The sequence below is a fragment of the Mesorhizobium sp. RCAM 05104 genome (assembly GCF_059683645.1).
On record NZ_CM185033.1, the window covers coordinates 3,252,627 to 3,272,959 of the forward strand.

Genomic DNA, 20,333 nt, shown 5'->3' on the forward strand with positions numbered 1-20,333 from the left:
TCAGCCGGCAAGATGCGGGAAAAGCCCGAGCAATCCGACGACGATCAGATAAAGCGCGACGATGTAGTTCAACAGCCGTGGCATCACCAGAATCAGCACGCCGGCGATCAGCGAGATGAGTGGGGTAAGCGCGAGCTGGGAAATGTGCATGTCGGGTTCCTTCGGACAGGTTCGTTGGCATGGTGACAAAGACGGCGTGATGCACGCCGCCGTCATCAGAACGCGGATATGGCCGGAAAGCTCCAGACGCCTGGCGAAAATCGCGTAGCCTCAAGCGGCTTCGCGAAAGTACTTTGCCGTCGGCAGAATGGTCAGCGGCGCCAGTTCGCCCGCACCAGGCGTCTCGAACAGCATGCGTTGCTCCATCGGAGTCGACCGGAAGAACGGGAACCGGGAGAAGGAGCGCTCGCGGATCGCGTTGACGTTGGCCCGGTAGAGCACGACCTTGTAGTTCAGGCCTGGATAATCGCGCAGCTCGCCGATCTGCTCGGAACAGTAGATGCGACGGTAAAAACCCGCATGTTCCGGCCGAATGGTCGACAGGCAGTAAGGTGCATCGAAATAGAAGCAAGCCATACCGGCGAGGCGCAACGTCAGATAGGGAATCTGCGGATAGATCCTTGACCAGTCGGGGTCGGCGGCAAAGCGGCTGGGGTCGGCGAAATGCGCGCCAGCGGCAAGCATTGGCCGCAAGATGTCACCGTAGACCGTGGTGGAGGGCGATTGCGGGGTCGCGCTGCAGGCATGATGGATGCGCAGCGTGCTGACCAGTTCCCCGTCAATGTAAATGCCGAACTTCGAGCAATTCTCGGTTTCGTCGAGCTCATCGTGCACAATATGTTCGGGGTTTTCCGGCACCATATCGCTCAACCGATAGGACTTGTAGCGCAACCTATAGATGTCTTCGAGATCTTCGCCCTTGTCGCAGCGGCGATACTCTGTGCGCTCCAGCATTGCCGAAATGTTCCGAGCAAAGCTCGACATGTTGTCGGACGAATTTTCTCCGTCCGTGCCCGCCGCATGGCGAAGCACCGCCAACTGCCCGTCCATCATGCGTCCCCGTAAGTTGCCGCCGCAGTTCAACCCTACGACAGGCCCCGGGGATGTAAAGATGAAAATGGGATAGACGTCGTTTACTCATCGTTAACGTTAACAATTCGTAAAATTTTACGAAAATGCATCGCTTCTCCGGCAAGGAGTCAGAGGCGTGCGATCCTCTTGGCTGTCTTGATATCCTTGGCGAAGGGCCAGACCGTGCTCGACATCGTGTCGATACCGGACGCGCTGAGCGCCGAGCCGAACAGGAAACCCTGCACAAGGTCGGGTTTGACCTGCAGCGCCAGGATCTTGAGCTGCTCGAACGTCTCGACGCCTTCGACCGTCACCGAAAGCCCCAACGGCCGTGACAGATTGACAATGCCCTTGAGCAGTTCAAGCGAGCGGGCGTTCTGGGTGACATCGATCAGGAACGAGCGGTCGATCTTGATCTTGTCAAGCGGCAGCTTGTGCAGGTAGCTCAGGCTCGAATAGCCGGTGCCGAAATCGTCGAGCGCGATGCGCACGCCAAGCTGCTTCAGTTCCTCGATGTACTGGCGCGTCAGCGACTTGTCGTCGAGCAGCGCCGTTTCGGTGACCTCGATCTCCAGCCGGCCGGCGGCGAGGCCGGAGCTGGCCAAGGCATCGCGAACCTTCTGGATGACGTCACGGTTGCGGAAATCCTTGGCGGAAAGGTTGACCGAGACGCTGGTCTGGTTCGGCCATTTGGCGCATTCGGCGCAGGCTGCCTGCAGCACGAAGGTGCTGATCTCGGAAATGATGCCCATTTCCTCTGCCAATGGAATGAAGATGCTCGGCGAAACCGGCCCAAGATCCGGATGATCCCAACGGCACAACGCCTCACAACTGGCGATGCGCATGGTGCTCATCGCCACGATCGGCTGATAGACCACCCGCAAACTCTTGGCCTCCACGGCGCTGCGCAGATCCGCCTTCATCAGCTGACGATTGCGGAAGGCGGCATCCATCGAGGCCTCGAACAGCCGCCAGCTGTTCTTGCCGAGTTCCTTGGCCTTGTAGAGCGCCAGGTCCGCCTTGACGATCATGGCGTCGACATCGGTGTCCTTGACCCGCGACAGCACCGCGCCGCCGCTGGCCTGGATACGCAGCCCGTGACCGGCGACGTCGACTTCCCCCTGCAGGCCGGCGAAAATCTCGTCGAGCTGACTGGTCAGATCGCTCTCATCCTCGACGCGGTCGAAAAAGATCATGAATTCGTCGCCGCCGAAACGGCTGACCGTGATGCCTTGCCCGGCAATGGCGGCGAGCCGCTCGGCAACGGCGTAGATCAAACCGTCGCCGATTGGATGTCCAAGCGTGTCGTTGACACTCTTGAAATCGTCAAGGTCGAGCACCGCCAGCCCGCAGAGACGGTCGCGGTCGCCGGACGCCATGGCCTCGCCGACCAGTTCGTGGAAATAGGCGCGGTTGGGCAGGCCGGTAAGGTTGTCGTAGCGCGCCATGAAGCGGATCTTTTCTTCCGCCTCGACACGGGCGGTCACGTCCTCGAACGTGATGACGCCCAGCTCCTGGCTGCCTTCGCGAGCGGAGAACTCATAGTGCTGGCCATTGGCGAGCGAAACGAGCACCTTGCGGTCACGGCCCTCGCGTAGGGCGCGTGTCAGCTGGGCCTCGATATAACGGCAGTCCTTGGGCGCCAGCATGCCGCCGGCGACGCCACGCATCAGAAGGCCATGGATCGACCGCCCGAGCAGCGCATCCGGCGATTTGAGCGACATCAGATGCGCGGCTTCGGCATTGGCCACCGCCACCCGGCCGTCCGGGCCCAGCATGACAAGGCCATGCGACATGGTGTTGAGCGCCCGGTTGAAGCGCTGGGCAATGCGGTTCGCCTTCTTTTCCTCCGACAAGGCAGCAAAAAGCACCTCGCGGACCAGGTCGGCGAAGCGCTTGATGGCAAACAGGAAAGGCGCCGAGAGCAGACCCAGGATAAAATGATAGGGATCACCGCGCAGGATGAAGCCCAGCGAGATCGGCCAGGTCATGGTCATGATGAAGATCATGACCATCCTGGGCGAGCCATAGTTGCGGCCGGCGATCGCAGTAGCGGAGGCGAGCGTCACGCAGACGGCCGCGATCTCGGCGAAACTGTCATAGGCTAGATAGATGCCGACGAAACAGAAGGTGCCCAGCATGAAACCATGCATGGAGCCATAGAAAATGTAATCGTTCTCGCGTTGACGCGCTTCTTCCCGGCTCTTCGGCACCGGCGCATTCCGATACTTTCGGATGTTGCGCAGACGCAGGAATGCAACCGTCAGAAAACCAAACGTCACGGCAAGATAGGCTGGATCCCTGGTTTTCCAGTAGACAAGCACCACCAGCAGGGTCTGGGCAAAGAATCCAATCGAAAGCGTCAAACCGTCGCGAAACAGGGTTTCCACGAACGGAATGTAGACGTCGACCGGGATCTCGTTCTTTTTTCTCAGATTCAACGCCTGAATCCCAACCCTTGGGACACAAGCAGTGCCACATCCGCCTTAAGAAACATTTAGAGAGACCGTCACGCCCTTGCCGTCAAGCCGGGTGACGCAGCGGAAAGCGAGGAAAGTGTTCTTCCGGTAAACAAGGCGTATCGATCACTCCGCGGCCTGAAGTTCGGGCCGCGCCGGCGTGTTCGACAAGCGTTCGAGCAGCCTTTGGCGCTCGCCCGCGGCCTTTTCGGCGCTGGCTTGCCGGACGTGGCCGTAGCCGCGGATAAGTGCCGGCACCGAGACCAGCGCAACCGCCGCATCGACCCTGGCCGGCGTCAGCGATCTGGCGACGAGTTCCAGATCCGCCTCATACTGCCCAAGCAGCTGCCGCTCCATGCGCCGCTCGGCGGAGTAACCGAACAGGTCGAAGGCGGTGCCGCGCAGGCCCTTCATCGCCGCCAGCACGCGAAAACCCTTCATCATCCAGGGACCGAAGCTCGATTTCCTCGGCTTGCCGTCATTGCCGCGGCGCCCCATGATCGGCGGCGCGAGATGGAATTCGAGCTTCTCGTAGCTCTGGAACTGCTTTGCCAAGCCGGCGGCGAAGGAACCGTCGGTATAGAGCCGCGCCACCTCGTACTCGTCCTTGATCGCCATCAGCTTGAACAGGTTCCTGGCCGCCGCCTCGGTCACGGCGGTCGAGCCGGGCACGGCCTTGGCCTCGGCGGCGCGCACAGTGGCCAACCTCTCGGCGTAGCGCCTGCCGTAGGCGGCGTTCTGATAGGCGGTCAGGAAAGCGACTCGGCGGGCAATGATGTCGTCCAGCGTCTCGGCGATATCGGCAATCTGCCCGGCCTTGCCCGGCTGAACGACGAGGGCGCGCACGAAATCCGGCTGGTGGGCGGCGCGACGGCCCCAGCGGAACGCCGCGATGTTCATCGCCACGGCTTCGCCATTGAGTTCGATCGCCTTCTCGACCGCCTCGGCGGACAGCGGCAAGCCGCCGTGCTGGAAGGCAAAGCCGAGCATGAACATGTTGGCGCCGAGCGAATTGCCAAACAGCGCGGTGGCGGTTCGCGTGGCGTCGAAGAAATGCGCCTTGTCGTCGCCCGCGGCAGTGCGGATCGCCTTCTTCAGGCGCTCTATCGGCAACGAGAAATCGGCCGACCGGGCGAACTCGCCGGGCATGATCTCCGCCGTGTTGGCGAGGAAGATGGTATGGCCCTCGCGCACCGCGGTCAGCACCTTCTTGGCGCCCGACACCACCAGATCGCAGCCGAGCACGAGATCGGCCTTGCCGGCCGAAACGCGGATGGCATGGATGTCGTCCGGGGTGCGCGCGATGCGGACATGGGTGAACACCGAGCCGCCCTTCTGGGCAAGGCCGGCCATGTCGATCATACCGCAGCCCTTGTCCTCGAGATGGGCCGCCATGCCGAGCACCGCACCGACGGTGACGACACCGGTGCCGCCGACGCCATCGATGATCGCCGCCCAGCCTTGCTCGCCCAGCGGGAATTCGGCCGGCGTGGGAACGCCATCGAGCGGATCGGCCTTGCCGGCCAGGCCCTCGGCCTTGCGGATCTTGGCGCCGTGCACGGTGACAAAGGACGGGCAGAAGCCGTTGACGCAGGAGAAATCCTTGTTGCAGCTCGACTGGTCGATCCTGCGCTTGCGGCCGAATTCGGTTTCGACCGGCTGGATCGAGACGCAGTTCGACTGCACGCCGCAGTCGCCACAGCCTTCACAGACCAGCTCGTTGATGAAGACGCGCTTGTCGGGATCGGGAAAGGTGCCGCGCTTGCGGCGGCGGCGCTTTTCGGCGGCACAGGTCTGGTCGTAGAGCAGGATCGAGACGCCCTTGACGTCGCGCAGCTCGCGCTGGACGAGATCAAGATCGTCGCGGTGATGGATGGTGGCGCCGGCCGGGAATTCGGCCTTGCCAGCATATTTGTCGGGTTCGTCGGTGACGATGGCGATGCGGTCGACGCCCTCGGCCCGGACCTGCCTGGCGATCATGTCGACGGTCAGGCCGCCTTCATGCGGCTGGCCGCCGGTCATGGCGACGGCATCGTTGTAGAGGATCTTGTAGGTGATGTTGGCTTCGGTCGACAGCGCGAAGCGGATCGCCAGCGTGCCAGAATGGTTGTAGGTGCCGTCGCCGAGATTCTGGAAGATGTGGCCGCGCTTGGAGAAGGGCGCCTGGCCAACCCATTGCGCGCCCTCGCCGCCCATCGCCGTGAAGCCGACGGTGTTGCGGTCCATCCACAACGCCATGAAATGGCAACCGATGCCGGCCGCGGCGATCGAGCCGTCCGGCACCTTGGTCGAGGAATTGTGCGGGCAGCCGGAACAGAAGAAGGGCGTGCGCGAACCGATGTCGGTGGCGTCGGCCAGCATTGCCTGGAACTGGCGCAGCTTGGCCACCCGCGCTGAAATCTCTTCCGACGGGCCGATGGTTCTGACGATCCTCTCGCCAAGCGCAATGGCGATCTCGTTGGGGTCGAGCGCGCCCTTGGCCGGGAACAGCCAGTCGCCGCGCTCGTCCTTCTTGCCGACAATGACCGGCTGGGTGGCGGTGCCGTAAAGGCTTTCGCGCAGTTGCACCTCGATCAGCGAGCGTTTCTCCTCGACGACGACGATGGTGTCGAGGCCGCGGGCAAAGTCGGCGATATGATGCAGGTCGAGCGGCCAGGGGCAGCCGACCTTGAACAACCGCACGCCGATGCGGTTGGCGGCCGCCTCGTCGATGCCGATGTCCTCGAGCGCTTGGCGGACATCGAGATAGCTCTTGCCCAGCGTGATGATGCCGATCTTCGGGTTGCGGCCACCCGAATAGACGATGCGGTTCAGCCCGTTGGCGTGGATGAAAGCGGAGGCGGCGGCGCGTTTGTGTTCATGCAGCCGCTCCTCCTGGCCGAGCATGTCGATCTCGTGGCGGATGTTGAGACCGCCGGGCGGCATGTCGAAATCCGGCACGACGATGTTCAGTCGCTCAAGCGAGGCATCGACCGAGGCCGTCGATTCGATGTTGTCCTTGACGCATTTGATCGCCGCCCAGGTGCCGGCGAAGCGCGACATGGCAAAGCCATAGAGCCCGTAGTCAATGATCTCCTGGACACCGGCCGGGTTGAGGATCGGCACCATCGTGTCGACAAACAGGAATTCGGTGGCGTGAGCATTGGTGGAGGATTCGGCCATGTGGTCGTCGCCCATCAGGGCGAGCACACCGCCATGTCTGGACGAGCCGGCGAGATTGGCGTGGCGGAACACGTCGCCAGAGCGGTCGACGCCCGGTCCCTTGCCGTACCAGACCGAAAAGACGCCGTCATGGGTGCCCTCGCCCAGGAGTTCCGTCTGCTGCGATCCCCAACAAGCGGTGGCTGCCAGTTCCTCGTTGAGGCCGGGCTGGAAAACGATGTCGGCCTGGGCGAGCTGCTTCTTCGCCTTCCACAGCTGCATATCGAGGCCGCCGAGCGGTGAGCCGCGATAGCCGGAGACGAAGCCGGCCGTGTTCAGGCCAGCGCGGCGGTCGCGCTCGCGCTGCATCAGAAGCATGCGGATGACCGCCTGCGCGCCGGAAAGGAAGATGCGCTCCTTTCCGAGGTCGAACTTGTCGTCGAGCGCGACGTCGTGCAGCGTCATCAGGCATTTCCTCTGCGAAGGCCGCGCGGGGGCAGGCAGCCAACGTCGGGGTCGGATGACGCATCCTTTCTCCCCTTGCAAGGCAGGTCAAACAAAATCGAAGGGTCCAGCAGAGCGCGGAGAGCAACAGCTGCACACCCGTCAGGCGGATGAGAACGGCACTGGCGGCAGCCCTCGCAGCCGGTGTGCCCCGGCCGCTCGCAAGCGGGAGATATCAGGCGGCCTTCGAACAGTCGGGCTTCGGCTCGCCCGGCAGCTTGCCGTCGACGTGGCCGATCATGTCCTTGTTGAGTTCGTAGACCGGTCCGACCACCAGCGGCCGGTCGGGCAGGACCGACTGATCGAGCGACGATGTCAGCGTCGTCTCGAAGCTTTGCAGCAGCGTGCCGTTGGCATCCTCGATGCGGATCGAAACGGCATAGGGCTTGTCCTTGACCACGCAGGTGAGTGGCGGGCTGGTGAGCGTGATGTGCGGCAGCTTCGGCCAGATCTTCTGGTTGACGATGATCGGATCGCCGCCGGCCGGATTCTGGAAATTGACCACGGCGACCTGCCCCTCGCCCATCGGGCGCAGCGGATTGAGGGTGATGACATAGGTGGCGATGCCCAGCCGGTAGTTGAACTCGAAAAGCTTGCCCGAAATGGCGAACAGCTGATCCTTGCCAGAGTCCCGGCAGGCGCCAAGGGCGACGGCGGCAAACAAGCACGCACCCAGAACGATCGAACGCGAAAACTTTCTAGACATCGGAAACCTCCCTGGCCGCTGTGCGGCGGCGATAGTGTCGACTGGCCTTCTGACGGTTGCCGCACACCGCCATGTCACACCAAAGGCGGCTGGAATTGCGGCTTCGGTCAACAAACAGCCAACTGCAGTTGGGGCAGATTCTGAGCCTCGCGACGGTGTCCTCGCGCAGCAGCGACAGGGCCGAGACGGCCAGCGCCGCCTCGAAGGCGATTGGCGTCGCCGGATCGCCGAACGGCCGTCCCGCCGCACCGATTTCGGTGCGGCTGTGCGTCAGGCCGTCGGAGCAGGCCCGCAGGAAGCCCGCCAGCTCGCCCGTGGCGATCGCGCCTTTCGACACAGCGCCGCGAAACAATTTGTCGGTGCTCTCGCGGATCGACAGCACCACCGGCGCTATCGTCTCCGGCGACGGAGCCTGCAACCGCCTGCCACCGAGCTCGGCCGCGCGGAAGCCGCTCGCGGCTTCGGCGAAGCGCGCGATCTCCACCGGATCGTCGAAACGATCGAAGGTCTTCTGGGGGTCGTCGCGCAACACGACGGTGTTGGCCGTGTCGAGCGCCAGAATGCCGCCGGTGAAGCGATGCGGGGTCCAAGATACCGTCATGCGCTAAATCTAACCGATAAATCCTGTTTGACAAGTTAGATTCAACGATGCACCCTTGCTTCGGGCGTGGCCTCGGCGGCGACCTTTCGTTGAGCATGTCGTCGTCCCCAAAACCGCCTCGCAGTTGGGCGACATGCTCTGAGGACCGTGCATGCTCTATTTCTTCCAGCAGGTTCTGAACGGGCTGCATTCGGGCGCGCTCTATGCGCTGCTCGCCTTCGGCTATGTGCTGACCAACGGCATCCTGCACCGCACCAATCTTGCCTATGGCGCGGTGTTCGCCTTTTGCGGCCACACGATGATCCTTACCGCCGCCTTCGGTTACCAGGCCCTGTGGATGACGCTGTTTACGGCGGTGGCGCTCGGCGTCGTCGCGGCTTTCCTTTACGCGGCGCTGATCAGCCATGTCCTGTCACGCAACGTGTTCGAGCCACTGGCCGACCGCTCGCCCAACGCCATCGTGGTGACGACGCTGGGCATATTGCTGGTGCTGTCGGAGGCCAGCCGCATCGCCGCCGACACGCACGATCTCTGGCTGCCGCCGATGCTGGCAGTGCCGGTGATCTTCGCCCAGGATGACCGCTTCAAGGCGACGCTGACACTGATCCAGCTGCTCGACTGCGCCGCCGTGCTGGCGGCCATCGCGCTGGCCGCATGGGCATTCGCGCGCTCGAGCTACGGCAGGTCATGGCGCGCGGTTTCCGACGACCCCAAGGCGGCGGCGATGTGTGGCATCGACGTGCGTGCCGTGTTCCGCCACGCAGTGCTGTTCGGCGGCTTCTGCGCCGCGCTCGCCGGCGTGCTTGCCGGCATCTACTATGGCAACATCAGCTTCGGCACCGGCCTGACCTATGGTCTGAAGATCCTGTTCGTGACGGCGGTCGGCGGTTATCTCTCGCCGCCGCGCGCGGCGCTCGGTGCGGCTGCCTTCGGCATGGCCGAATCGCTGTGGGCCGGCTATTTCCCGCTCGAATGGCGCGACGCGTGGATGTACGTGTTCCTCGTCGCCATGCTGGTGCTGATCGGCGCCGGCCGCGACCAGCAGAAGATCGTCTGAACCGCATCAGACTTTGGTTGCATGCCGCGAGGTAGACGGCCGGTATCCGGCCCTGCCGTTCGTTCGATGATGTTTTGCCGCCTCTATGCTTGTTGACCCGTCAGTCCACGCGCGGCATACCGTTGGACCACACGGCGTGACGGAAACAAGGGGGAAGCCGACACGCCTCCAATACCAGGGAGGAATGCATGGCAGGGCTTCTCGCTCTATCCAGGACCATTGATCGCGCGAACGAATTCATCGGCAAATGGGTATCGTGGCTGATCCTGCTGGCGATCCTGGTCAGCGCCGCCAACGCCATCATCCGCAAGGTGTTCGACATATCCTCGAACGCGTGGCTCGAGTTGCAGTGGTATCTGTTCGGAGCCGCCTTCATGCTGGCAGCCGCCTACACATTGAAGCAGAACGAACATATCCGCATCGATGTCGTCTACGGCCTGTTCTCGCGCCGCGTGCAGCATTGGATCGACCTGCTCGGCCACATACTCTTCCTGATGCCGTTCGTGACGCTGATGGTGATCTATTTTGTTCCCTATGTGTCGCTGTCGTTTCGCAGCGGCGAGATGTCCAACAACTCCGGCGGGCTAATCATCTGGCCGGCCAAGGCCATCCTGCTCGTCGGCTTTTTCCTGCTCGCGCTGCAGGGCATTTCCGAGATCATCAAGAAGATCGCCATCATGCGCGGCGACATGGATGACCCCAATCCGTTCATATCGGCACATGAGCAGGCCGAACTCGAAGCCAAGGCCTTGGCCGACGAGGTGCGCTCATGATGGAGTTCATCGCCCAGAACATGGCGCCGATCATGTTCGCCTCGCTGATCATCTTCCTGCTGATCGGCTACCCCGTCGCCTTTTCGCTGGCCGCCAACGGGCTGATGTTCTTCTTCATCGGCGTGCTCCTCTCGCCCTATTCCGGTGGATCGATCAACCTCGCCTGGCCGCTTCTGCACGCACTGCCGGATAATTTCTATGGCAGCCGGGTGATGTCGAACGACACGCTGCTGGCCATTCCGTTCTTTACCTTCATGGGCATCGTGCTGGAACGATCGGGCATGGCCGAAGACTTGCTCGACACGATCGGCCAGCTGTTCGGACCGGTCCGCGGCGGCCTTGCCTATGCGGTGATCTTCGTCGGCGCGCTGCTGGCCGCAACCACCGGCGTGGTGGCCGCTTCCGTCATCGCCATGGGCCTGATCTCGCTGCCGATCATGCTGCGCTACGGCTACGACCGCCGGGTGGCGTCCGGCGTCATCGCGGCGTCGGGTACGCTGGCACAGATCATCCCGCCATCGCTGGTGCTGATCGTGCTCGCCGACCAGCTCGGCCGTTCGGTCGGCGACATGTATGCGGGCGCGCTGATCCCGGGCCTCGTGCTCACCGGCCTCTACATGCTCTACATCCTGATCATGTCGGTCATCCGGCCACATTCGATGCCGGCGCTGCCGCTCGAAGCACGCACGCTCGGCCACGGCGTCCTGTCGCTGCTGGCGGCGCTGCTGGCGACGGTGGTGGTGTCCTACGCGGCGTACCGCTATCTCGTGCCGACGCATGGCGACAACGCCGACATCCTCGGCGCCAGCGCCGGCGTGCTCTTCATCTATGTCGTGGCAATTGCCGACAAGCGCCTGAACATCAACATGATGTCACGGCTGGCACAGCAGGTGGTCATCGTGCTGATCCCGCCGCTGGCGCTGATCTTCCTGGTGCTTGGCACCATCTTCCTCGGCATCGCCACGCCGACCGAAGGCGGCGCCATGGGCAGTGTCGGCGCATTGGCCATGGCGGCGGCAAAGGGGCGGCTGTCGCTGGACGTGATCAAGCAGGCATTGACCTCGACAACGCGGCTGTCGTCCTTCGTGCTGTTCATCCTGATCGGCGCGCGGGTGTTCTCGCTCACCTTCTACGGCGTCAACGGCCACATCTGGGTCGAGCATCTCCTAACGTCCTTGCCGGGCGGCGAGGTCGGCTTCCTGATCGGAGTCAACCTGCTGGTCTTCTTCCTCGCCTTCTTCCTCGATTTCTTCGAACTCGCCTTCATCATCGTGCCGCTGCTGGCGCCGGCCGCCGACAAGCTCGGCATCGACCTGATCTGGTTCGGCGTGCTTCTGGGCGTCAACATGCAGACCAGCTTCATGCACCCGCCCTTCGGCTTCGCGCTGTTCTACCTGCGCTCGGTGGCTGCCCGCGTGCCCTATCTCGACCGCCTCACCGGCAAGCAGATCGCGCCGGTCACCACCGGCCAGATCTATTGGGGCGCGGTTCCCTTCGTCTGCATCCAGGTCATCATGATCGGGCTGACCATCGCGTTCCCGCAGATGGTGATGCACTACAAGGGCACAACCGTCGATCCAGGCACCATCGATTACAAGGTGCCCGAGGTGCCCGGCCTGTCGCCACTCGGCACACCACCGGCCGGCGGCGGCACGGCGCCGGCCGCTCCCGCCGCCCCTGCCGCCCCCGACCTGTCGCAGCCGCCGAGCTTTGGCGATACGCCGCCAGCCCAGCCGGCGGCACCGCAGCCGGACCTGTCGCAACCACCAAGCTTCAACTGAAACCGGCATGGCGGCGACTATGAAAGCGGTGCGGCTTGAAGCGGTGGGCAGCATCGCGCTGCGCGAGGTCGACAAGCCTGACATCGGGCCGGATGAACTTCTGGTACGCGTCGAGGCCTGCGGCGTCTGCGGCACCGACCGGCATCTGTTCCACGGCGAATTTCCATGCAAGCCGCCGGTGACGCCCGGGCATGAGTTCTCCGGCATCGTCGAAGCGATCGGAACGTCCGTCTCGGGCTTTGCCGTCGGCGACCGCGTCACCGGCGACCCCAACATCGCCTGCGGGCGTTGCGCGCATTGTCATGCCGGGCGGGTCAATCTGTGCAGCAATCTGCGCGCCATCGGCATCCATCGCGATGGCGGCTTTGCCGAATATCTCGCCTTGCCGCAGAAACAGGCTTTCGTCCTGCCTGCCGGCCTGAAGCCTACCCATGGCGCCTTCTGCGAGCCGCTCGGCTGCTGCCTGCATGGTGTCGACCTTGCCGAAATCAGGCCGGGCAGCTCGGTGGTCGTGCTTGGCGGCGGCGTGATCGGCCTGCTCACCGTACAGCTGGCGCGACTGGCCGGGGCAAAGACCATCATCCTGTCGACAAGGCAAGCCTCGCGCCGCGCGCTCGCCAGGGACCTCGGTGCCACGGCGACGGTCGATCCGACAGCCGCCGATGTCGTCGATGCCATCGCCGGGCCAGCGGGGCTGGCGCCCGGTGGCGTCGACGTCGTCTTTGAATGCGCCGGCGTGCGGGAAACCGTCGAGCAGTCGATGCGGCTGGCCCGGGCCGGCGGCACGATCGTCATCGTCGGCGTGACGCCGCAAGGCATGAAAGCGGAATTCGAGCCCTTCGACCTGCTGTTCCGGGAACTCAGGGTGCTGGGCTCCTTCCTCAATCCCTACATTCATCGCCGCGCGGCCGAGCTTATCGCGTCGGGTGCGATCGAAATCGACCGGCTGATTTCCAGGCAGGTGCCGCTCGAGGACGCGCCAGCGGTGATCGCCAATCCGCCGGCTCCGGGCGAGGTCAAGGTGCTGGTGGTGCCCAGCCTGAAATGAAAGACCCCGGGCGAACCGGCCCGGGGTCTTTTTACCGAATGCAACGGACGGTCTACAGTTTGCCGTTGCGCTGCTGGACCATCATGAAGGTGTCGTAGTTGTACTCGGCCACCTGTGCCCAGAGATAATGCTCCTTGCGGAAGCCCTTGATCGATTCCCAGATCTTCTTGAACGGCGCGTTGGAGGCTTCCATTTCGGCGTAGACCTCATTGGCCTTTTCGAAGCAGGCGGCCATGATGTCCTGGCTGAACGGGCGCAGCTTGGCGCCGCCGGCCACCAGCCGCTTCACCGCTGCCGGGTTCAAATAATCGTATTTCTGCAGCATGTTGGCGTCGGCCGCCTGGGCGGCGGTGCGCAGCAGCGACTTGTAGGCCGGCGAAAGCTCTTCGTATTTCGCCTTGTTGAACATCAGGTGGACGGTCGGGCCGCCTTCCCACCAGCCGGGATAGTAGTAATAGGGCGCGACCTTGTAGAAGCCGAGCTTCTCGTCGTCATAGGGGCCGACCCATTCGGCGGCGTCGATGGTGCCTTTTTCCAGCGCCGGATAGATGTCGCCGCCGGCGATCTGCTGCGGCACGACACCGAGCTTCTGCACCACCTTGCCGGCAAAGCCGCCGATTCGCATCTTGAGGCCGGAAAGGTCGGCGACGGTGTTGATCTCCTTGCGGAACCAGCCGCCCATCTGCACGCCGGTGTTGCCGCCCGGCAGGCCGAAAAGGCCCTGCGTGGCGAGAAACTCGTTGAACAGGTCGATGCCGCCGCCATGGTAGTGCCAGGCATTCATGCCGCGCGCGTTGAGCGAGAAGGGAACCGCCGCACCGAGCGCCCATGTCGGGTCCTTGCCCCAGTAATAATATGCCACCGTGTGGCAGGCCTCGACAGTACCGGCCGTGGTGGCGTCGGCGGCCTGCAGGCCCGGCACGAGTTCACCAGCGGCGAAGACCTGGATCTGGAAGTTGCCGTCGGTGGCTTCCGACAGCATCTTGGAGAACACCTCGGCGCCGCCATAGATGGTGTCTAGCGACTTCGGAAAGGACGACGCCAGCCGCCATGTCACCTTGGGGTTGGATTGGGCAATGGCGGGTGCCGCCAGCGTCACGGCGGCGGCAGCGGCGCCGACGCCTGAGACGCCAGCCTTGCGAATGAATGAACGACGATCCATGAAGTTCCTCCCTTTTGGACCAACAGACCGACGTTCGGGAATCCTCGGCTCCCCGTATCGGTTCGCTCGAACAATACACGGGCGAAAAGTCGAGTCCAGCGCGGTGGCCGGATTTGATGGCGAAGCCACGTGGCCCTGCAACTATAGTCTAACAGACCGGTTCGTGGCCCATGCGACACGCTGAAACTTGCCATGGAAAAATATCGGCGGATGGCCTATTTTGGAGGCAGGACATTCCTTGCCCAGATGGAAAACAGAGCCAAAATGCACCAGCCGCTCGTCGCCATATCGACCGACGTCCGTCAGTTTGACAACTACACCTGGCATGCCGCCCCGCAGCAATATCTGGAGGCGGCGATAACAGGCGCCGGCGTATTCCCGGTGCTGGTGCCATCATTCGGCGACAGGCTCGACTTCGACGAACTTTTGTCGTCGGTCGACGGCGTCATGGCCACCGGCTCGAAATCCAATGTGCACCCCTCGCTCTATGGCGGCGATGCCAGCGAGGCCAACGGCCCCTATGACCCGGCGCGCGATGCCACCACGCTGCCGCTGATCCGCAAGGCGGTTGAGCGCGGCGTGCCGCTGCTCGCCATCTGCCGCGGCATCCAGGAGATGAACGTGGCGCTGGGTGGAACGCTGGCCACCGAGATCCAGGAGCGCGATGGCTCGCTCGACCATCGCGCGCCGGCAAGCGACAATCAGGACGAACGTTTCGGCATCCGCCAGAAGGTGACGATCGCACCTGGAAGCTGTCTGGCGGGTGTGTTCGGTGTCGGTGACATTTTGGTCAACTCGGTGCACCGCCAGGCCGTCGACCGGCTGGGCCCCAACCTGCAGATCGAGGCCGTCGCAACCGACGGCACGGTGGAAGCGGTGTCGGTGAAGGACGCCCGCGCCTTCGCCGTCGGCGTCCAGTGGCATCCGGAATACTGGGTCAAGTCGGATGGCAACTCGGCCAAGATCTTCCGCGCCTTCGGCGATGCGGTGCGCCTGCACGCGGCGGCGAGATCCGGCGCGCGCGCCGCGGCGGAATAATCAGTCGCCAGGCCTCAAATCACCGGTGGCCGCAAGCGACAGCAACGGCGTGGCCGGCGCATAGGATTCGTAACCGTCACCATCCGCAACCGAGAAGGTGACGATCGGATCGATGCCGTTGGCGCTGAAAGCGACCGTGCCGTCCTGTTTCTCCTGCCAGAACTTTGCCCGCTCGATGCCCGGCAAGAGCCGACGGCAGGTCGAGGCGACGGTCAGCAGGGACAGGCCATCCGAAATTGCGGCGCCGCGACTGATCGCGCAAACCGCCTCGTCGCCATTGGCGATCAGCCTGTAGTTGCTGGACGGCGTGACCTCGTCGGCGGCACTTTCACCGCTGCCGTCGTGAAACAGCTGAACGCCGCCGAACAGCGCGGTGGCGGCAATCAATGCGGAAAGCACTTTCATCATGTTCATCCAGGCACACTGACAGGATGAAGAATGATTTCAAAGGGTTAAGCTGACGTTAATAAATGTGGCAGGCCGCCACTCAGCTTCGTGGCCTGACATGCACCGTCTCGGGCACCGGCGTCAGCGGCCGGCGCTCGGTGAACCAGCAGACCAGATTGTCGACGCACAGATCGGCCATGGCACGGCGGGTGTGGTCGGAAGCTGAGCCAACATGCGGCAACAGCGAGGCGTTCGGCGCGTCGAGCAGCGCCTTGGGCACGTTCGGCTCGTCGGCAAAGACATCGAGGCCGGCGGCGGCGATGGTGCCGTTGGCAAGTGCTGCCGCAAGTGCTGCCTCATCGACCGTGCTGCCGCGGCCGATGTTGACGAAGACGCCGTTCGGGCCAAGCGCCGACAGGATTTCGGCATTGACCGCCTTCTCCGTCGAGGCGCCGCCGGGCGCTACCGAAATCAGCGTATCGACCGCTTCGGCGAGAGCCTTCAGCGTCGGGTGGTACTGGTAGGAAAGACCGTCGACCTTACGCCGGTTGTGGTAGGAGACCGGCAGTCCGAACGCTTCCAGCCGGCGGGCTATGGCTTGCCCGATGCGGCCCATGCCGAAAATACCGGCCTTGCGGCCACGCAAGGTCAGCCGGCTCAGCGGATAGTTGCCCTTGCGCAGCCAACTGCCGTCACGCAGCCAGGTCTCGGCACGCGGCAGGTCACGGACGGTGTTGATCAGCAGCCCGATCGCGGTGTCGGCGACCTCCTCGGTCAGCACGTCAGGCGTGTTGGTGACCATGATGTTTTTCGCGGCCGCATGGCCGACATCGACCGAATCGTAGCCGACCCCGAAGGAGGCGATGAGTTCGAGATTGGGCAGCGCATCCATCATCGCCGCGCTGATACCGGCGAACGAGGCAATGCCACGCACGCCACGACGCATCTCGTCGGTGACCAGCGCCGGATCGGCGCGCTCGATCCTGATGCATTTGAACGTTCGGTCGATGCGCTCGACCGCGTGGTCGCTGAAGTCGCGCGGCACCAGTATGGTGATCGCTTGCAGCTGTTCGGCCTTGGTCATGCGCGCTCCACCGGCTTGCCGGTCGACTGGCGCACATGCAGTTCGGGCTTGATCAATTCCTGCGAGGGCCGCACCGTCTGCCCGTTGAGCTTGTCGAGCAGCGCGCTGGCGGCGCGGCGACCAACCTCGCGCTGGCCGTTCCAGACGGTGGTCAGCGCCGGCGTCGCGATGGCCGCCTCTTCGAGATCGTCATAGCCGGTGACGGAGATATCGATGCCCGGCACCAGCCCGGCGCGCGCGATGCCGTTCATCAGGCCAATGGCGACGAGGTCGTTCCAGCAGCAGGCCGCCGTCGGCTTGTCCTTCAGCGCCAGGAACTGCCCGGCTGCCTCGAAGCCCGCCTGCTTGGTGCGCGGGCCAGCAATGCGCCAGGACGGCCTGACTTCAAGCCCGGCCGCCTCCATGGCGTTGAGGTAGCCCTGGTAGCGGTCGCGGCCGGTCGACGTCTGGTCGGTGCCGCCGATCATGGCGATGCGCTTGTGGCCGAGCGAGATCAGGTGATTGGTGGCGAGCGCGGTGCCATAGGCATCATCGCCGCGAAAGACCGGCACGTCGGCGCCCTCGACGGTGCGCGCGATCAGCACCGCCGGCAGGCCGTTCTCCTCGGCCATCAGAATGTCGGAAGCCGGCGTGCCGATGGCCGGCGACATGATGACGCCGTCGGCGCCAAGCTGCAGCAGCGTATCGATGAAGGTGCGCTGCTTCTCGAGCTGATCGTAGTGATTGGACAGGATGAAGGTCTGCCGGCTGCGGTCGAGCTCGCTCTCGATCGAGCGCAGGATCTCGGCGAAAAACGGGTTCATGATGTCGTGGACGACGACACCGACGATGCCCGAACGCGATGTGCGCAGACTGGCGGCGCGACGGTTGTAGATATAGCCGATGGCGCGGGCATGTTCCTTGATGCGGTCGCGGGTGCTGCCCGCGACCAGCGGACTGTCGCGCAGCGCCAGCGAAACCGTGGCCGTGGACACGCCAAGCGCATCCGCGATCGTCGAGAGCTTGATCTTCTGTGCCAGCGCCTGGTGCTCCCCAATCGATTTAAACTGTTTAAAGGCGGCCTTATGCCATCGATCGGGAGCAAATCAAAGTTTTTTTGCCAGCGCTTCCGCCTCGACATCCGAGGCAGCGCGGCTGCGCAGCCGAAGTCGATGCTCACGATGGACGATGTAAAGGCCGCTGGCGACGATGATGACGGCGCCGACCAGTGTCCAGCGGTCGGGAAACTGCTTGAAGACGATCCAGCCCGAAATGATCATCCACACCATCTGCGAATAAGGATAGGGCGCCAATGCCGTGGTCGTCGCCAGCCGATAGGCCTGGACCAGCAGCCAGTGGCCGACGGCTCCGAATACGCCGAGCATGAGCAGCACGAACCAATGCCAGCCATCATCCGGCAGGGCGAATGAAAATGGCAGGAGGGGCAAAAGCAGCAGCGCCGGGGCGAGCGCCGAGAACAGGATGAGGCTTTCCGAGGTCTCGGTTGCCGACATGCGGCGCGTCATGATGACGTAGAAGCAGTTCGACAGCATCGAACCGAGCGCGAAGAGGTGCCCGACACCGAAAACACCTACGCCTGGCCGGGTGATGATGAGAACCCCGGCGAAGGCAGCCAGGATCGCCAGCCAACGCCGCCAGCCGGCCCATTCGCCCAGCAGTGGACCGGCAAGTGCCGTGATCACCATCGGCCCGAAGAAATAGATCGACGTCGTCTCCGCCAGTTGCAGGGACCGCAGAGCCAGGACGTTGAAGATGGTCGAGCCGAACAGGAACAGGCCGCGCAGGACATGTGCCGGCAGGCTGCCCGGGCGAAACCGCGCCGGCTCGCGCCAGCCGCGCAGGAGCGCGCCAACCAGCACCACATGCACGGCAAAGCGCACCCAGGCGACGATGAGCACCGACACGCCGGCAAGGACGAGATATTTGCTGCTGGTGTCGAGGAAGGTGAAGCAGACATAGGTGGAAAGCATGCACAGGATCGCCACCGGCGGCGTCGCGCTTTCGACATATCTTTGGGGAGCACTCACTTGCAGGCCGGGGAAAAGCTGGGCTGGAGCCCACCTTTGCGGGAATTGTCGCTTGCCGGCAAGCCAATTGTCGCCCGCTGCCACGCTAAAGCCGGCTGGTACAACAATAGAGGCCGGCAGGCTTAGTCCAAGCTTTCCACGCTAGGCATGCATGCGGGCGCCCTTGGTGATCTTGTCGACCACCTTCTTCTCTGTGCGGAGCGCAATGCCGACCACCTTGGCGTCTTCAGGCGCGAATTCGGCAAAGACGGCGCGGTTGGCCGCGTCAAAGCCGGTCGAGAACATCTCCTCGACATAGAGCGATGTCGTCACACCGCGCTCCAGCGTGCGCCGGTGGATCGTGCCCAGCGTCGCCTGGTCGGCCGACAGCACGATGACCGGCTGGATCGACAGCGGATTGTAGTGGTTGCCGGCGCGGTCGCGATAGGGCTCGCCGATGATGTCCGGAAACTGGGCGATGATGCCGCTGGTCAGGAAAGCGGTGACGTTGAGTTTCTGCCAGACCGGCAGATCCTCCCTGAGCACGATTGCAAACTTGGTATCGAACATGTGACATTGACCATTCGAGGTTGCGCCCCGATTTCGAGGCTGAAGGAGACGATGTCGCACGATGTAGGCAGCCAGGCCTTCGAGGGTCTTGGACGTTTGTGCGTTGATGCGGCGGAAAACTGCATCATCTCCGCCCCCGATCCTGCCGGCATGGAGAGGATCGAGGCACGGTTCCATGGCAGCGCCTTCGAGCTGCATCGCCACGACACCTATGCGATCGGGGTGACGTTGCATGGCGTGCAGACATTTCGCTATCTCGGCGCAATACGCCACAGCCTGCCTGGCCAGATCATCGTGCTGCATCCTGACGAGCTACACGATGGCGGCGCCGGCACCGAGGACGGCCTGCGCTACAGGATGCTCTACCTGGAGCCGTCGCTGATGCTCGACTGCCTTGGTGGTGCATCACTGCCGTTCGTCCGGGACGGCGTGGTGACGGACGGCGCCTTCTGCACAACACTGCTTTCGGCGCTGGGGCCGCTGGAACAGGAACTCGATGAGTTGTTCGTTGCCGACTTCCTCGCCCAACTGATGCAAAGCCTGACCCGGCACGCCGGCCAGCCGGCCAAGCCGATCGCGAGGACGGCGTGGCGGGCGGCGACGCTTGCGCGTGACTATCTCGCGGAAAACTTCGCCCGTCCCGTGCATTCCGGCGAATTGGAGGCGATCACCGGGCTCGACCGCTATGCCTTGTCACGGCATTTCCGCGCCGCCTTCTCGACCAGCCCGCATCGCTTCCTGGTGATGCGCCGGCTTCAGCGCGCGCGGCGGATGATCGCCACCGGCGAACCATTGGCGCAGATCGCCATCGAGGCCGGCTTCAGCGACCAGAGCCACTTTATCAGGCAATTCAAGAAGGCGTTCGGCATGACGCCGGGACGCTGGTCGTCGCTGATCCATGGATCCGCCGCGGTGGCGGCCTGATCGTTGCGCCGGGATATCAGC

Annotated in this window: 18 protein-coding genes; 6 read left to right on the plus strand and 12 right to left on the minus strand. The window is 63.6% G+C overall.

The window, feature by feature from the left end:
* From AC56QP_RS15945 to AC56QP_RS15970, 6 genes are all read right to left on the minus strand, one after another.
* Positions 1-150 carry a DUF3096 domain-containing protein gene (locus AC56QP_RS15945; protein ID WP_080680904.1) on the minus strand — a complete coding sequence of 50 codons (150 nt, stop codon included), beginning with the start codon at positions 148-150 and terminating at the stop codon, positions 1-3.
* A gap of 120 nt (positions 151-270) precedes the next feature.
* Entirely contained in the window at positions 271-1,050 is a 780-nt protein-coding gene (locus AC56QP_RS15950; RefSeq protein WP_489863586.1) for an N-acyl amino acid synthase FeeM domain-containing protein, read from the minus strand.
* 149 nt (positions 1,051-1,199) lie between these two features.
* Positions 1,200-3,512 (minus strand): putative bifunctional diguanylate cyclase/phosphodiesterase, encoded by a 2,313-nt coding sequence (locus AC56QP_RS15955; RefSeq protein WP_489859044.1) that lies wholly within the window; start codon positions 3,510-3,512, stop codon positions 1,200-1,202.
* A 144-nt stretch (positions 3,513-3,656) separates the two neighbouring features.
* Positions 3,657-7,136: an indolepyruvate ferredoxin oxidoreductase family protein gene (locus AC56QP_RS15960; protein ID WP_489859043.1), complete on the minus strand. Its 3,480-nt coding sequence runs from the start codon at positions 7,134-7,136 to the stop codon at positions 3,657-3,659.
* 214 nt (positions 7,137-7,350) lie between these two features.
* A complete protein-coding gene (locus AC56QP_RS15965; RefSeq protein WP_489859042.1) occupies positions 7,351-7,881 on the minus strand; it encodes a hypothetical protein in 531 nt (176 codons plus the stop codon).
* Positions 7,874-8,482 (minus strand): CGNR zinc finger domain-containing protein, encoded by a 609-nt coding sequence (locus AC56QP_RS15970; RefSeq protein ID WP_489859041.1) that lies wholly within the window; start codon positions 8,480-8,482, stop codon positions 7,874-7,876. Before AC56QP_RS15970 ends, AC56QP_RS15965 begins: the two co-directional genes overlap by 8 nt.
* Positions 8,483-8,633: 151 nt before the next feature.
* Between AC56QP_RS15970 and AC56QP_RS15975 the strand changes: the two genes are divergently transcribed.
* From AC56QP_RS15975 to AC56QP_RS15990, 4 genes are all read left to right on the plus strand, one after another.
* Entirely contained in the window at positions 8,634-9,539 is a 906-nt protein-coding gene (locus tag AC56QP_RS15975) for a branched-chain amino acid ABC transporter permease (protein WP_489859040.1), read from the plus strand.
* 188 nt (positions 9,540-9,727) lie between these two features.
* Positions 9,728-10,312 (plus strand): TRAP transporter small permease subunit, encoded by a 585-nt coding sequence (locus tag AC56QP_RS15980; protein WP_256749208.1) that lies wholly within the window; start codon positions 9,728-9,730, stop codon positions 10,310-10,312.
* Entirely contained in the window at positions 10,312-12,093 is a 1,782-nt protein-coding gene (locus tag AC56QP_RS15985) for a TRAP transporter large permease (RefSeq protein WP_489863585.1), read from the plus strand. Before AC56QP_RS15980 ends, AC56QP_RS15985 begins: the two co-directional genes overlap by 1 nt.
* 19 nt (positions 12,094-12,112) lie before the next feature.
* Positions 12,113-13,141, plus strand: coding sequence for a zinc-dependent alcohol dehydrogenase family protein (locus AC56QP_RS15990; RefSeq protein WP_489863584.1), 1,029 nt, complete (start codon positions 12,113-12,115; stop codon positions 13,139-13,141).
* A 52-nt stretch (positions 13,142-13,193) separates the two neighbouring features.
* Here the strand turns inward: AC56QP_RS15990 and AC56QP_RS15995 are convergent, their stop codons facing one another.
* Positions 13,194-14,303 (minus strand): TRAP transporter substrate-binding protein, encoded by a 1,110-nt coding sequence (locus AC56QP_RS15995; RefSeq protein WP_489859039.1) that lies wholly within the window; start codon positions 14,301-14,303, stop codon positions 13,194-13,196.
* A gap of 264 nt (positions 14,304-14,567) precedes the next feature.
* On the opposite strand from AC56QP_RS15995, the gene AC56QP_RS16000 reads away from it, so the two are divergent.
* The gene (locus tag AC56QP_RS16000) at positions 14,568-15,341 is read left to right on the plus strand and encodes a gamma-glutamyl-gamma-aminobutyrate hydrolase family protein (protein WP_489859038.1); all 774 of its coding nucleotides are present in this window, start codon (positions 14,568-14,570) and stop codon (positions 15,339-15,341) included.
* Here the strand turns inward: AC56QP_RS16000 and AC56QP_RS16005 are convergent, their stop codons facing one another.
* From AC56QP_RS16005 to AC56QP_RS16025, 5 genes are all read right to left on the minus strand, one after another.
* Positions 15,342-15,746 (minus strand): hypothetical protein, encoded by a 405-nt coding sequence (locus AC56QP_RS16005; RefSeq protein WP_489859037.1) that lies wholly within the window; start codon positions 15,744-15,746, stop codon positions 15,342-15,344.
* 82 nt (positions 15,747-15,828) lie between these two features.
* On the minus strand, positions 15,829-16,812 hold the full coding sequence (locus AC56QP_RS16010; RefSeq protein WP_489859036.1) for a 2-hydroxyacid dehydrogenase: 984 nt from the start codon (positions 16,810-16,812) through the stop codon (positions 15,829-15,831).
* The gene (locus tag AC56QP_RS16015; protein ID WP_091580953.1) at positions 16,809-17,831 is read right to left on the minus strand and encodes a LacI family DNA-binding transcriptional regulator; all 1,023 of its coding nucleotides are present in this window, start codon (positions 17,829-17,831) and stop codon (positions 16,809-16,811) included. Before AC56QP_RS16015 ends, AC56QP_RS16010 begins: the two co-directional genes overlap by 4 nt.
* 66 nt (positions 17,832-17,897) lie before the next feature.
* Complete coding sequence (locus tag AC56QP_RS16020; protein WP_489863583.1) at positions 17,898-18,782, minus strand: DMT family transporter; 885 nt, start codon at positions 18,780-18,782, stop codon at positions 17,898-17,900.
* Positions 18,783-18,980: 198 nt separating this feature from the next.
* Positions 18,981-19,388 (minus strand): DUF2000 family protein, encoded by a 408-nt coding sequence (locus tag AC56QP_RS16025; RefSeq protein ID WP_489859035.1) that lies wholly within the window; start codon positions 19,386-19,388, stop codon positions 18,981-18,983.
* Between the two features lie 51 nt (positions 19,389-19,439).
* On the opposite strand from AC56QP_RS16025, the gene AC56QP_RS16030 reads away from it, so the two are divergent.
* Positions 19,440-20,312, plus strand: coding sequence for an AraC family transcriptional regulator (locus tag AC56QP_RS16030; RefSeq protein ID WP_489859034.1), 873 nt, complete (start codon positions 19,440-19,442; stop codon positions 20,310-20,312).
* Positions 20,313-20,333: the final 21 nt, after the last annotated feature.